The sequence below is a fragment of the Massilia violaceinigra genome (genome assembly GCF_002752675.1).
Lineage (GTDB): Bacteria > Pseudomonadota > Gammaproteobacteria > Burkholderiales > Burkholderiaceae_D > Telluria_A > Telluria_A violaceinigra.
This window is the reverse complement of record NZ_CP024608.1, coordinates 2,078,047-2,091,434: the sequence shown is the minus strand read 5'-3', so window position 1 is coordinate 2,091,434 and position 13,388 is coordinate 2,078,047. Positions and strand designations below refer to the sequence as shown.

At 59.2% G+C, this 13,388-nt stretch carries 12 protein-coding genes and 2 tRNA genes; 9 read left to right on the top strand and 5 right to left on the bottom strand.

Going from position 1 to position 13,388, the window contains the following annotated elements:
• The first annotated feature begins 75 nt into the window (after positions 1-75).
• Entirely contained in the window at positions 76-444 is a 369-nt protein-coding gene (locus CR152_RS09350) for a hypothetical protein (protein ID WP_157778404.1), read from the top strand.
• A 39-nt stretch (positions 445-483) separates the two neighbouring features.
• Here the strand turns inward: CR152_RS09350 and CR152_RS09345 are convergent, their stop codons facing one another.
• Positions 484-1,185: an ATP-grasp domain-containing protein gene (locus tag CR152_RS09345; protein WP_157778403.1), complete on the bottom strand. Its 702-nt coding sequence runs from the start codon at positions 1,183-1,185 to the stop codon at positions 484-486.
• 225 nt (positions 1,186-1,410) lie between these two features.
• Here CR152_RS09345 and CR152_RS09340 point away from each other — a divergent pair, with 225 nt between their 5' ends.
• On the top strand, positions 1,411-1,872 hold the full coding sequence (locus tag CR152_RS09340; protein WP_099874674.1) for a cupin domain-containing protein: 462 nt from the start codon (positions 1,411-1,413) through the stop codon (positions 1,870-1,872).
• Between the two features lie 220 nt (positions 1,873-2,092).
• Positions 2,093-3,223: an acyltransferase family protein gene (locus CR152_RS09335; RefSeq protein ID WP_099874673.1), complete on the top strand. Its 1,131-nt coding sequence runs from the start codon at positions 2,093-2,095 to the stop codon at positions 3,221-3,223.
• A 9-nt stretch (positions 3,224-3,232) separates the two neighbouring features.
• Here CR152_RS09335 and CR152_RS09330 read toward each other — a convergent pair whose 3' ends face one another.
• The 4 genes from CR152_RS09330 to acs all read right to left on the bottom strand — a co-directional run bounded on the left by CR152_RS09330 (position 3,233) and on the right by acs (position 7,679).
• Positions 3,233-3,718 (bottom strand): VOC family protein, encoded by a 486-nt coding sequence (locus tag CR152_RS09330; protein WP_099874672.1) that lies wholly within the window; start codon positions 3,716-3,718, stop codon positions 3,233-3,235.
• 314 nt (positions 3,719-4,032) lie between these two features.
• Positions 4,033-5,217, bottom strand: coding sequence for a hypothetical protein (locus CR152_RS09325; RefSeq protein WP_099874671.1), 1,185 nt, complete (start codon positions 5,215-5,217; stop codon positions 4,033-4,035).
• Between the two features lie 291 nt (positions 5,218-5,508).
• Positions 5,509-5,599 (bottom strand) — tRNA-Ser (locus CR152_RS09320).
• A 79-nt stretch (positions 5,600-5,678) separates the two neighbouring features.
• Positions 5,679-7,679 carry an acetate--CoA ligase gene (gene acs / locus CR152_RS09315; RefSeq protein WP_099874670.1) on the bottom strand — a complete coding sequence of 667 codons (2,001 nt, stop codon included), beginning with the start codon at positions 7,677-7,679 and terminating at the stop codon, positions 5,679-5,681.
• Positions 7,680-7,971: 292 nt separating this feature from the next.
• Here acs and CR152_RS09310 point away from each other — a divergent pair, with 292 nt between their 5' ends.
• The 6 genes from CR152_RS09310 to CR152_RS09285 all read left to right on the top strand — a co-directional run bounded on the left by CR152_RS09310 (position 7,972) and on the right by CR152_RS09285 (position 13,375).
• The gene (locus tag CR152_RS09310; protein ID WP_099874669.1) at positions 7,972-8,586 is read left to right on the top strand and encodes a YqhA family protein; all 615 of its coding nucleotides are present in this window, start codon (positions 7,972-7,974) and stop codon (positions 8,584-8,586) included.
• A 15-nt stretch (positions 8,587-8,601) separates the two neighbouring features.
• Positions 8,602-10,143, top strand: coding sequence for a fumarate hydratase (locus CR152_RS09305; protein ID WP_099874668.1), 1,542 nt, complete (start codon positions 8,602-8,604; stop codon positions 10,141-10,143).
• Positions 10,144-10,175: 32 nt separating this feature from the next.
• A complete protein-coding gene (gene murI, locus CR152_RS09300) occupies positions 10,176-11,060 on the top strand; it encodes a glutamate racemase (protein WP_099874667.1) in 885 nt (294 codons plus the stop codon).
• 101 nt (positions 11,061-11,161) lie between these two features.
• Positions 11,162-11,237 (top strand) — tRNA-His (locus CR152_RS09295).
• 336 nt (positions 11,238-11,573) lie between these two features.
• On the top strand, positions 11,574-12,641 hold the full coding sequence (locus tag CR152_RS09290) for an acyltransferase family protein (RefSeq protein ID WP_099874666.1): 1,068 nt from the start codon (positions 11,574-11,576) through the stop codon (positions 12,639-12,641).
• Positions 12,642-12,964: 323 nt separating this feature from the next.
• Positions 12,965-13,375, top strand: coding sequence for a tellurite resistance TerB family protein (locus CR152_RS09285; protein ID WP_099874665.1), 411 nt, complete (start codon positions 12,965-12,967; stop codon positions 13,373-13,375).
• Positions 13,376-13,388 lie beyond the last annotated feature (13 nt).

Genomic DNA, 13,388 nt, shown 5'->3' with positions numbered 1-13,388 from the left:
GCGCTTGCCCGTCGATGGTATGATGGCGCCCCGAATGCGCGGCCGCCGGCCCGCTCCCACACTCATATAAGAAACATGGACCCGTACAAAGTTCTCGAAGAAGCCCGGCCGATGCTCGATGCAGTGCTGACCCAGACCGGATTGCATGCGCCGGGCGAACCGCTCGATCTGGACGCCTTGCGTGGGCCGTTCAGCCAGTGGCTGCAGGCGCAGACGGTGGCGCGCGAGGATCTGGGGTTCTTCGTGGGTCTGGTGGGCGCGTTCATTTCGCAGTATCTGCTCGATACGGCAAATGCGTCGGTGCAGGTCGACGGCGAGCGGATCAGCGTGCGGGTGCCCTTCCCTGGCGGGATGGAACGCCAGTTCGATCCGTATGCGGCCGCCTCGGGCCTGATTCTGAAAAAAGCCAACGTGGCCGATTTCCTGGCCAGCGTCTGCGCGTAAGCCGGATACACGCTACGCTGCAGTCAGTCAACGTAGGCCCTAGCCGTAGTGTGTTTGAATCGCTTCGACATATTTGGGAACATTGATCGCGTAAAAACCCGAGCTGTTGATGTTATTGAATTCGATCACCTTCAGTCCTTCCTGCGTGAGGCAGACATCCATCACGAACGAATGCGCCGGGGCCCAGGTGTCGATCACGCCGCGGGCATAGTCGAGGACATCGTCTTCCACATCGGGCGATATCTCCGCCCGGCCGCCGATCCGGTACACCGAGCCCGCCACCACCCTGCGGTTCACGATAAACAGGCGGTATTCACGATAAATCGCCTTCACCGGCGAGACGATGACGTCGATCTTTTGCAGCTGCGCTTTGGCCGGATCGCGCCGCCAGTCGGCGATCATCTCGCTGTCCATCACCATGCCGTCGAACGCCTTGTTATCTTCGCACGGGCGGATGAAGAACTTCGCCAGGTGGCCGGTGCGTACGTCCGCCAGCGTGCCGGTCTCGATGTCGTGGTTCAGCAGCTCGGAGCCGAGTTGCGCGAGCCAGATATCGAACTTGAAATTTTCGTTCAACAGACTGCCGGGAACCCAGCCCTTGTCGCGGGCGATCCTGGCGAGCTTGATGGCGCCGCAGACGTAGACCTTCCCTTCCGGATTCACATCGGGAAGCATGTCGAACGTCCCGTTGGCAATTGCGACCGACGTATGCGAAATGCGGAGCGTATCGAGCGCATTCACCAGCAACTGGTAATTGCCCGGCTTGAAAATACTTTGTCGAATAACCCAATGCATGACGGTTCCAAATAAGGTTGATGCCCACGACCGCCCAGTGTCGCAGCCGCACCAACGTAAGGCAACAAAAATAGCGCTCAGCGTAAAATCAGGCCCTGCGCAAGCACTGTCGCGCTCACATTCAATAATGACTCACCGTCTCGTCTCTGTCACTGATGAAAGGAAACACGCATGACCGCGCTAACGCCTGATGGCTTTATCAAAGAAGAAGGCTTCGTCGAGGGATTGGCCGAACCCAACCAGACGCTCTGGATTTCAGAAGCCGGCGGACTGACGCAGTTCGGCGCCTTCGTGGAAGTACTGCAACCGGGCACGCGCTCGTCGATCAAGCACTGGCACAGCGCGGAAGATGAATTGGTCTACGTCCTGGAAGGCCACGTGACCTTGGTCGAAGGCGATGTCGAAACAATCCTCAAGCCCGGCGACGCGGCGACTTTCCGCGCAGGCGACGCGGTCGGCCATTTTCTGTGGAATCGCAGCGCAGCGCCAACGCGCTGCCTGGTGGTCGGCACCCGCGCTCCAGTCGACAGGATCACCTATCCCGACCATGATCGGGTGTGCCACCGCGACCGCTCGCTGCCTGACGATATATGGATGAACACTGCCGGAGATCCCGCATCGAGTCCATATTGAAGCTCATTCCTGCCCGACTACGGTGCTCCTGCGCGGCCCCGTAAAGCGCAGCGCGGCCCGGATGTCGGGCGCAGCCGCGTAACATCCGGTAACTCATCCATACGCCACAGCCTGACAGCATACGCTATGCTAACAAATTGTTAACAGCAGTCATTGCTTATGACTGGCTGGTGTCGACCGATGCGCAGCTTGCGCGGTCGAGGTTTTGGAAGAGGTTTGCATGGCTGTCGTTGTAGAAAAAGTATCCGGGGCCAAGCCAAGCGCCCCGGGTCAGTTTGGACTCATCAATCTGTTAAAAGCCATCGCGGCACAATTAATCGTATTGCACCACCTGGCCTTTTACGGCCCCATGGCGGACTACGCGCGGCCCCTGATGCCCGACGTAATCGACTGGCTGGATTCCTTCGCGCGCATCGCGGTGCAGGTCTTCCTCGTGATCGGCGGATTTCTCGTCGCTAAATCCTTGTTCCCGAAAGGCCAGCCAGGCTTGATCAATCCGCTGGGAACCGTGTGGCGACGGTATGCCAAGCTGGTTCCGCCGTTTATGGTGGCGATCCTGTTCGCCGTTGCCGCTTCCGCGCTGGCCAACCGATGGATGACGCACGATTCCATCTCCGCCCCGCCCGATTTCATGCAACTGGCGGCGCATGCGCTGCTGCTGCAGGGCGTGCTGGGTTACGACTCCCTGTCGGCAGGGGCGTGGTACGTTGCGATCGATTTCCAGTTGTATGCAGTGGTGGCCTTGCTGGTCTGGCTCTGCGGACGTTTTTCCGGCAGCCGATTGCGGCGCTGGCTGATGCCTGCGGTGTTTGTCATCGGTATCAGCATGTCGCTCTTGTACTTCAATCGCGATCCCGACTGGGATGAGTGGGCGCCCTATTTCTTCGGGAGCTATGGACTCGGCATCATGGCGTGGCTGGCGAGCGATCCGGCACGGCGGCCACGCGCGGTTGCGCTGCTGGTGGCGATGATCGTGTTGCCAACGCTGATCGCGCTGGCACTGGACTTCCGTCTGCGCATTGCGGTGGCGCTAGTGGTTGCGTGCGTACTGTTCTTGTTCGGCCGTGCGCGCACCGGATCGTATTCATACTGGGGAATATCGGCGGTGAATCGTCTCGCGCAGATCTCTTATTCGGTATTCCTGATCCATTTCCCGGTATGCCTGGTGATGAATGCCGCGTTTACCCGTTTCGTGCCGCCTGAACCGCATTATCAGGCGCTGGGCATGCTGGTTGCCTGGGGTGCCAGCCTGATGGCGGGCGCCGCATTTTACCGGTGCGTGGAGCTTCCCTTGGGACGCGCCATGCAATCCGTCACTGAGGTAGCGTCGTCGCGCACGGCATTCATTTAATTAAGCGGATCAACCCCGGTCACGCACTGCCCGTTCTATCGTGGCGATATCGATCTTTTTCATCGTCATCATCGCATCGAACGCGCGCTTGGCCGCGGCGCGGTCCGTGCCGAATACTGCGTCGGTCAGGACGCGCGGGGCTATTTGCCACGACAATCCCCAGCGGTCCTTGCACCAGCCGCATTCGCTTTCCTGTCCACCATTGCTGACGATGGCGTTCCACAAGCGGTCGGTTTCGGCTTGGTCGTCGGTCGCGATCAAGAACGAGAAGGCTTCGCTGTGCTTGAAATGCGGGCCGCCATTGAGCCCGAGGCATGGAATGCCGACGACGGTGAACTCGACCGTGAGTACATCGCCCTCTTTGCCATCGGGATAGTTGCCCGGTGCGCGGTGAATTGCATGGACTGCGCTGTCGGGAAAGGTTTCTGCATAAAAGTTTGCCGCGTCGACGGCGTCGCCGTCATACCAAAGACAGATCGTGTTCTTGCTGGTCATTGCGTGCCTCCTGAAGAGTTGAACCCGGGCATTCATTGCCGCGAAAAACCAAAGCCGCATGAGGGGACCTTGGTCCGTCGTAGGAGACTAATGCCGTTGTCGGGATTCGTCAATGCCGCAGATTCTGGCAGCGCGTTCCCTTCCTGACCGCGTACCTGCATGGCGGTCGTGGTGGCATGGGACTCGCTATTTTTAAGGCCATTCCCATCGATCAGCCCCGAAGGTAGCCCCAGCAAACATCGCGGAACTCAGCAGGTAATTAGCTGGCATGGACCATCGGATGGGACCAAGCGCAGACACCCCGGAGCAGCCTCTCAACAGCATATTGGCGCCCCCCGGAGTCTACAAAATCCTTTGCTCTGGGAAAAATGGACCCGCAGTTTTGCAATGAGGTTTCTCTTGTAGCCGCCCTTGACGGTTTCTGCGATGCCCATTGCTCTTGCTTTATTCGCTTCGCTCAGGAGGGGCGTGATGAACATCATTTCGCTATATTTTTGTTGTTCGTAAAGTTCACTCTCGGAATCGTCAAGGCAAGCGATTTTTTCCAACGCCATGCTAACGACATCGCTCTTTTCCAATGTTTTTAGAACAGCGCCAAAATGATAAAGGTTGTGTATCAAATCCGCGTTCGGTTCGAACATGGTGAAGTCCACCATAAATCGCTCGAACAGTGCTTCGACTTCACCAGGGCGCAAGTACGCGGCCAGCTTTAGCAGGCAGCGGTTCCTGAAATAATCCGAGGGGAGCATCCTGACCCTCGCCGCCATCCTGTCTGCATCTGCGGGCTGTAGATATTGCGCATTGCGGATGACGAGGTAGGCGATAAATTCTTCCGGGAGGTCCGGCATGTCAAGGTGAAGAGAAATCACCTCGGTTCTGAATTCCTTGTCCAAGTGCGGAAACATCCGCTTGAGCTGATACGCGGCCTCCGGCAATCCAGAGAGAAATTGTTGGCATATATAGGAAAAAATCTCCGCCTTGTGAAGCTTATCCATTCTGGGATAGATTCCCCCAAGAGCTCTTGTCTTGTATATGTCGGGCATCTCCAGAATGGATTGATACGACAAGCGGGCCATTTCGTCGGTGAACAAATGTGAAAATTTACCGATGTAATTTGCTTTGTCATAGCCATCAAGATCGTGGATCGCGACCCAGATGGCCGCAATGTCATGATTTTCGGCGTAGAAGGGATTTTGCTCATCGCGTCGATATTCGAGAAATATTTTGACTAAGAAGCTTTTATTTCTCAGATACGAATTTAATGAGTTAAAGAGGTTTTCCGACCGTTTTTTTGTTCTTTTTCGGAAGAACTTGGCGAGCAATGACTTGGCATAGTAGGCCGTCATCATGTCTGTCGGGTGGGCATCGACAAATTCAGCGATTTTTAGCACGAGTCCGTCCGGGATTTCGTGCTTCCAAGAATGGCCCAGAGACTGGGAAAATTCTTCATTGAGAATGACGTAGGTACTGTAGGGATCCATCTTGTTCATTGTTTTCATCGCCGATCAATGGCAGGTATGGGCCGATTCAAGATCTGCAGATCGGCCGAATCTGCTCGCAGACTATTTATCGACGGCGCGGCCGATACTGTCGATTCTAGCGGCAGTTGCGCATGCGTGCCGATCTTCCGTCCCAATACAGTCATCTCATCCGCTACAACAAGAACGAGTTCTGCCGTCACGATCAGCAGCCCAACGCTGGCCCCCACAGCGAAAACGCGGCACGGAAATGAAAAAAGCCAACCTCAACGGTTGGCTTTTTTCATTTCACATCAGTTACCTGCTTGTTCCTGGCGGAGAGACGGGGATTCGAACCCCGGATAGGCTATGAACCTATACACGCTTTCCAGGCGTGCGACTTCAACCACTCATCCATCTCTCCTGCATTACATCTTCGCTTTCACGAAGCCGCAGATTATAGCAAAGATTCTGGGAAGTATGAAGAAATTTGCACCTCCCCCTTACGAGGCCTCCTTCAACTGCTCCAGAATGGCCGGATTTTCCAGTGTCGAGACATCCTGCGTGATGGTCTCGCCCTTGGCCAGCACCCTCAGCAAACGCCGCATGATCTTGCCGGAGCGGGTCTTGGGCAGATTGTCGCCAAAGCGGATTTCCTTCGGCTTGGCGATCGGGCCGATTTCCTTGGCCACCCAGTTGCGCAGCTCCAGCGCCAGCTTCCTGGCCTCTTCCCCGGTCGGGCGCGCCTGCTTGAGCACCACGAAAGCGCAGATCGATTCGCCGGTCGTATCGTCCGGCTTGCCCACCACGGCCGCCTCGGCCACCATCGGATTGGCCACCAGCGCCGATTCGATTTCCATGGTGCCCATGCGGTGGCCCGACACGTTGAGCACGTCATCGATGCGGCCCGTGATCGTGAAGTAGCCGGTATCCTTGTTGCGGATCGCGCCATCGCCCGCCAGGTACATCTTGCCGCCCAGTTCATCCGGGAAGTAGCTGGTCTTGAAGCGTTCCGGATTGCCCCAGATGGTGCGGATCATCGATGGCCACGGCCGCTTGACGACCAGAATGCCGCCCTGCCCGTTCGGCACATCCGCGCCGGCCTCGTCGACAATCGCCGTCATGATGCCCGGCAGCGGCAAGGTGCACGAACCCGGCACCATCGGCGTCGCGCCCGGCAGCGGAGTGATCATGTGGCCGCCCGTTTCGGTCTGCCAGAAGGTGTCGACCACCGGGCAGCGCTCGCCGCCCACGTTCTTGTAGTACCACATCCAGGCTTCCGGGTTGATCGGCTCGCCCACCGAACCGAGCAGGCGCAGGCTGCTCAGGTCGTACTTGGATGGATGCACGCTAGGGTCGACATCGGCCGCCTTGATCAGCGAACGGATCGCGGTCGGCGCCGTGTAGAAGATGCTGACCTTGTGCTTGGCGATGTTGGCCCAGAAGCGCCCGGCGTTCGGGTAGGTGGGGACGCCTTCGAACACGATCTGGGTCGCGCCCACCGCCAGCGGGCCGTAGGCGATGTAGCTGTGACCGGTGACCCAGCCGATATCGGCGGTGCACCAGAACACGTCCTGCGGCTTGATGTCGAAGCTCCACTTCATGGTCAGCGCGGCCCACAGCAGGTAGCCGCCGCTGGAATGCTGCACGCCCTTCGGGGTGCCGGTCGAGCCGGAGGTGTACAGGATGAACAGCGGATGCTCGGCGCCCACCCATTCCGGCTCGCACTCAGCGGGCTGGTCGGCCACTAGCTCGTGCAGCCACAGGTCGCGCCCTTCGGTGAAGGCGATGTTGCCGCCGGTGCGCTTGTAGACGATCACGTTCTTGATGCTCTCGCAGCCGCCCAGCGCCAGCGCTTCGTCGACGATGCTTTTCAGCGGCAGGTGCTTGCCGCCGCGCAGTTGCTCGTCGGCCGTAATGACCGCCACCGCGCCGGCGTCGATGATGCGCTCCTGGAGCGATTTGGCGGAAAAGCCGCCAAACACCACCGAGTGGGTGGCGCCGATACGCGCGCAGGCCTGCATGGCGGCCACGCCTTCGATCGACATCGACATGTAAATAATGACGCGGTCGCCCTTCTTGATGCCGCGCGCCTTGAGGCCGTTGGCGAATTTGCAGACGCGCTCGTACAACTCCTGGTACGTCGCGCGCGTGACGGTGCCGTCGTCCGCTTCAAAGATGATCGCGGTCTTGTCGGCGTTGCCGTTCTTGAGGTTGCGGTCGAGGCAGTTGTACGACACGTTCAGCTGGCCGTCCTCGAACCATTTGTAGAACGGGGCATCGGTTTCGTTCAGGGTCGAGGTGAATGGCTTGTGCCACTCGAGATTCTCGCGTGCCAGGCGGGCCCAGAAACCTTCGTAATCGGCGGCCGCTTCCGCGCACAGCGCCTTGTAGGCATCCATCCCGGAAATGGCGGCGTTGGCGACGAAGTCGGACGGCGGCGCAAACACGCGGCATTCTTGCAAGCCTTGATTGTCCTGCTGGGTGGAATCTGTTGCTGCCATGCTGGTCTCCATTGGTGGTGTTGTTTTGCTAAAACCATAGTCCCGCTCGCTTACTGCGCCCTTACGTTGCAAATCAGCGAATAAGGTCAACGAGACATTAAAACATGGATAGCGCCAAGAAGCGGTATGGTCACTTGCTTTTAAGACAAGATCAATATTCACGCCGAGGCGATTGCATGTGGTTTGCGCCAGATCAATACATTGTCAGACCGAGGCAGGTATCTGCAGCGGAGCCAAGCGCTGGTAAAATGACGCAGCGAAAATTTTTGCCTTACTCTGGAGCCAAGCATTTATGTCTGAACCGATTTTACCGAAAGAGCGTCAGAAACTGACCCCCTTGAACAACCTCATTTTCATGAGCCGTTGGCTGCAATTGCCGCTGTATCTGGGGCTCATCCTGGCGCAGTGCGTGTATGTTTTCCATTTTTGGGTTGAACTCAAGGACCTGATCGGTGCCGTACTGGGCAACGAGGCGGCGCTGCAGCACATCTTTGAAGCGGTCACCGTGCCGGGCGCCAGGCAGGCGACCAAGCTGAACGAAGCGACCATCATGCTGGTGGTGCTGGGCCTGATCGACGTGGTGATGATTTCCAACCTGCTGATCATGGTCATCGTGGGCGGCTACGAAACGTTCGTCTCGCGCATGCATCTGGAAGGCCATCCCGACCAGCCGGAGTGGCTCTCGCACGTCAACGCGTCGGTGCTCAAGACCAAGCTGGCCATGGCGATCATCGGCATTTCGTCGATCCATCTGCTCAAGACGTTTATTAACGCCAATGCATACGACCCCAAGGTACTGATCGCCCAGACCGTGATCCACATCGTGTTCCTGCTCTCCGCGCTGGCCATCGCCTACACCGACCGCATCATGATCGGCACCCAGAACCAGTCCAAGACACCCCACTAAGCTAACGAGAATCTCATGACTATCATCAAGCAGGAAGACCTGATCGAATCGGTTGCGGCCGCTCTCCAGTACATCAGCTACTACCATCCGGCCGATTACATCGCCCACCTGGCGCGCGCCTACGATTCGGAAAAGAGCGACGCCGCCAAGGATGCGATCGCCCAGATCCTGACCAATTCGCGCATGTGCGCCGAGGGCAAACGTCCGATCTGCCAGGATACCGGCATCGTCAACGTATTCCTCAAGATCGGCATGGGCGTGCGCTTCGAAGGGTTTTCCGGCACCGTCACCGACGCCGTCAACGAAGGCGTGCGCCGCGCCTACAACTTCGACGACAACAAGCTGCGCGCCTCGATCGTGGCCGACCCGCAGTTCGAGCGCAAGAATACCAAGGACAACACGCCGGCCGTGGTCCACATGGAACTGGTCGAAGGCAACACCGTCGACGTCAAGGTCGCGGCCAAGGGCGGCGGCTCCGAGAACAAGTCCAAGTTCGTCATGCTCAACCCGTCCGACTCGCTGGTGGACTGGGTCATGAAGACCGTGCCGACCATGGGCGCGGGCTGGTGTCCGCCGGGCATGCTCGGGATCGGCATCGGCGGCACCGCCGAGAAAGCCATGCTGATGGCCAAGGAAGTGCTGATGGACGACATCGACATGTACGAACTGAAACTGCGCGGCCCGCAGAACAAGACCGAAGAACTGCGTATCGAGCTGTGCGACAAGATCAACGCGCTGGGCATCGGCGCCCAGGGCCTGGGCGGCCTGACAACAGTGCTCGACGTCAAGATCATGATGCACCCGACCCATGCGGCTTCCAAGCCGGTGGCGATGATTCCGAACTGCGCCGCCACCCGCCACGCGCACTTCGTGCTGGACGGCTCGGGCGCGAGCTACATCGAGCCGCCTGCGCTGTCGACCTGGCCGGACGTGCACTGGACCCCGGATACCGAAAAATCGCGCCGCGTCGACCTTAACACCCTCACGAAGGAAGAAGTCGCCTCGTGGACGCCGGGCCAGACCTTGCTGTTGAACGGCAAGATGCTGACCGGGCGCGACGCCGCGCACAAGCGCATCCAGGACATGCTGGCCAAGGGCGAGGAATTGCCGGTCGACTTCAAGAACCGCGTGATCTACTACGTGGGCCCGGTCGATCCGGTGCGCGATGAAGCAGTCGGCCCGGCCGGCCCGACCACCGCCACCCGCATGGACAAGTTCACCGACATGATGCTCGAAAAAACCGGCCTGATCGCCATGATCGGCAAGGCCGAGCGCGGTCCGGCGGCGATCGAATCGATTCAGAAGCACAAGTCGGCCTACCTGATGGCGGTCGGCGGCGCCGCTTACCTGGTGTCGAAGGCGATCAAGAGCGCCAAGGTGCTGGGCTTTCACGACATGGGCATGGAAGCGATTTACGAGTTCGACGTGATCGACATGCCGGTCACGGTGGCGGTCGACTCCAATGGAACTTCAGTGCACAACACCGGTCCAAAGGAATGGGCAGCGAAGATTGAGTCCTTGTCGAGTGTTGGCAAGATTCCTGTCAGCGTGGCCTGAGTGACGAACGAGTGACAAACGCGAGCGTCCCCATGGTGGCCACGGCGTCGGCTAGCGCGCCGATCGGCGTGTTCGATTCCGGCGTGGGCGGCTTGTCGGTCCTGCGTCATATCCGCGCGCAGCTGCCGCATGAGCATTTGCTGTACTTCGCCGATTCCGGTTTTGCGCCGTATGGCGACAAGCCGGAGAGCGTGGTGGCCGAGCGTTCGCTGGCGGTCGCGGGTTTTCTGGTGGCCAACGGCGCCAAGGCGCTGGTGGTGGCATGCAATACGGCGACGGTGGCCGCCATCAAGGTGCTGCGCGCGCACTATCCCGACATGCCCATCGTCGGGGTGGAGCCGGGCCTCAAGCCGGCTGCGGCGGCCACGCGCAACGGCAAGGTGGGCGTGCTGGCGACCAGCGTGACCATCGCCGGCGCCAAGTTCCTGCTGCTGCGCGACCAGATCAGCGCGGCCAGCAGTGCGCAGTTCCTGCTGCAAGGGTGCCCTGGCCTGGTCGACCAGATCGAGCTGGGCGATCTGGGGTCGGACGCGATCAGGACGCTGCTGGAGCGCTATGTGGTGCCCTTGATCGATCAAGGTGCTGATACGCTGGTGCTGGGCTGCACGCACTATCCGTTCGTGCTGGCGACGCTCGGCAAGGTCATCGCCGGGGCGACAGCGCGCGAGATCGTACTGATCGACACCGGCGACGCGGTGGCGCGGCAGCTGGCGCGTCTGCTGGGTAGCGCGGGACTGCTCAATCAGGGCAGCGATGACGCACCGGCGCCGGATAGCGTGGCCGTCGCGGTGGCTGCCATCGGCATTGGTGCCGCTGCGACCCTGCAAGGCTATACCAGCGCCAGCGGAACGGCGCTGTCGGTCGCATTTGCCAACTTGCTGGGCGTCGATGCGCCCGTTCGCGAAGTGGTAATTTGAAAATATTTCGCTTTCGCTGCATTTTGATTTGCCAGTTCGCTCAGATGTTTGTATAATCTTTTTCTGTTCGGGAAGCATACGAACAAAATGCAGATTCGATGGTGGCTGTAGCTCAGTTGGTAGAGTCCAGGATTGTGATTCCTGTTGTCGTGGGTTCGAGCCCCATCAGCCACCCCATCGTTCGCATTGAAATCAAAACTCTCTCGTGAAGTCGCATTGCACAATGCGCATCTGACAGCGGTTTCAAATTTCCCATCGACATGGCCACCTGCGAGGTGGCTTTTTAATGCGCGTGCGATATTGCACGGGCCAGTCGACGAGCCTGCGGCTCAACAACTCGAACCATCGCTACGCGTGCGACGCACGTACGGCGGCGCCGCGCATCGGCGTTCCACGTTCAGACGATACAGCAGATGATCGCTCATGCAGCCGATCGTCATTATTATTAACAATTTGTCAATGCAATAGCCACGTGTGTTTGCTTGATTCATCCACAGACACGGCGGCGAAAACATGAGCAGTCCCACCAAACATATCCCCTACCTCGATGGATGGCGCGGCCTGGCCATCATCGCCGTCCTGGTATCGCACTTCAAATGGACGCAAGAACTCTCCTGGCTGGGTGGGTTCGGCGTACAACTCTTCTTCGTGCTGTCCGGTTTCTTGATGGGCAACCTCCTGTTTATCAAGAAGGTGCCGCTGAAGGATTTCTTTGTGCGCAGGATGAGCCGGGTGTTTCCGACGTTCTGGATGTTCGTCATTGCGATGGCGCTGTATGCGGCCTTCCTGCAACCGGTGCGTCATGTGGCAACCCGCGGCGAGTTGCTATCCACCTTCGCCTTTTTGTGCAGCTACTTTCCGGCCGATATGAGCATCTGGCATCGCGCCTGGCCGATCGGGCATCTGTGGTCGCTTAGCGTCGAGGAGCACAGCTACATGTTCCTGGCGGCCGGCGCCCTGTTGGTCGGCAATCTGAAGAACCGGTACGCCGGCGCGGCATTCCTGCTCGCCGGTACAGCCGCCATCATGGCTGTCAACGCCTACTACCCTTCGCACCCGCCCGCCGGCGCAACGCCATGGTTCCTGCGTAGCGAGTCCGCCGCAATCGGGCTGGTCGCAGCTGCTGCCTATCGCGTCACCGCGGCAAGCACGCAAGCCACATGGCTGCGCGAAAGTCCCCCATGGCTGCCTGTCCTGAGCTTCATCATGGCGATCGCCTGCTACTCGATCTTTGCCCACAAGCGGCTTCAATACACGGTTGGCCCGCTGTGCCTGGCATACACGATCAACCATCTCGAGCGCACGCCGCAGATTGTCAGGCAACTGCTGTCAAGCAAAGTGATGCAGTGGTTCGGCGTCTGCTCATTTTCGCTCTACCTGTGGCAGCAGCCGATTTACTACGCGGTGATCGAGGGTCGCTTCCCGCATATGGCCGGTTTGGTGGCGGCGATCGCCGTAGGCGCGGCGTCCTACTTTCTCTTCGAGAATCCAATGCGCCTGTATTTGAACCGCAAGTGGGCCGAGCGGCGCCCGCTCCCCGCAGCCACCGCCGCCACCGCCGCCGCCGCTCCCATCGTCTAAGCAACGCAGGCAATGCAAGGGGCGCGATGCCGCGCCCCTTCCCCTCCGCCCAACACGTCGCGCCGCGCCATCCGGATGACTGCCAGATGGCGCATGCGCCGCTGCATGGTGATCGCATACCCCCGCTCCGCCAGCCCCCGTACCCAATTTCAACCACGCATACTGCGTTCCGCTCGTCGCGAGGAAGAGCAAGCGCGTGCAATCACATCGAAAAACTCGATGTTTTAATTAAGATTAATCGAGTTTTTCTTTATATCGTGCTCCCATATAATTTTTGGGTGGACAAAGTTCCACTCACCTTTTTTACTACATGGAGTAGCACAATGCGTCGTTACGAAACAGATAGCCCTCAGGCAGCCGGCCGGATTCTCGCCCTCGCAATGGTGGTCGATGGCAATCTGGCGCAAAGCGAACTTGCCGCCCTTGACAGCAGCAAGATCCTGCAACACATCGACCTGGACCAGCCCGGCTTCAAAGCCTTGCTGCAAGAGCTTTGCCAGGACATGCTGACCTCGGCATTCCACGGCGAGGTCCGCATCGATGGCGCCATGCTCGACGGCTTGCTCGACGAAATCCAACATCCGGATTTGCGCCGTCAACTGTTGCAGGCAATGTGGCGCATCGCCGACGCCGATGGCTGGCTGGCCGATGCCGAAGCGGTGCTGCTGGCGCGCGCCAGCACCTTGTGGTGCGCCGAGACCAACTTCAGCGGACGCGTGCTGGCGCAGGCATAACAGCGGCGGCCGA

Excerpts from the sequence above, each read along its gene's own strand:
- CR152_RS09305 (WP_099874668.1), top strand. The coding sequence starts at position 8,602 with ATGACTATCATCAAGCAGGAAGACCTGATCGAATCGGTTGCGGCCGCT.
- CR152_RS09340 (WP_099874674.1), top strand. The coding sequence starts at position 1,411 with ATGACCGCGCTAACGCCTGATGGCTTTATCAAAGAAGAAGGCTTCGTC.
- CR152_RS09330 (WP_099874672.1), bottom strand. The coding sequence starts at position 3,718 with ATGACCAGCAAGAACACGATCTGTCTTTGGTATGACGGCGACGCCGTC.
- CR152_RS09335 (WP_099874673.1), top strand. The coding sequence starts at position 2,093 with ATGGCTGTCGTTGTAGAAAAAGTATCCGGGGCCAAGCCAAGCGCCCCG.
- CR152_RS09325 (WP_099874671.1), bottom strand. The coding sequence starts at position 5,217 with ATGAAAACAATGAACAAGATGGATCCCTACAGTACCTACGTCATTCTC.
- CR152_RS09350 (WP_157778404.1), top strand. The coding sequence starts at position 76 with ATGGACCCGTACAAAGTTCTCGAAGAAGCCCGGCCGATGCTCGATGCA.
- CR152_RS09290 (WP_099874666.1), top strand. The coding sequence starts at position 11,574 with ATGAGCAGTCCCACCAAACATATCCCCTACCTCGATGGATGGCGCGGC.
- murI (WP_099874667.1), top strand. The coding sequence starts at position 10,176 with ATGGTGGCCACGGCGTCGGCTAGCGCGCCGATCGGCGTGTTCGATTCC.
- CR152_RS09310 (WP_099874669.1), top strand. The coding sequence starts at position 7,972 with ATGTCTGAACCGATTTTACCGAAAGAGCGTCAGAAACTGACCCCCTTG.
- acs (WP_099874670.1), bottom strand. The coding sequence starts at position 7,679 with ATGGCAGCAACAGATTCCACCCAGCAGGACAATCAAGGCTTGCAAGAA.
- CR152_RS09285 (WP_099874665.1), top strand. The coding sequence starts at position 12,965 with ATGCGTCGTTACGAAACAGATAGCCCTCAGGCAGCCGGCCGGATTCTC.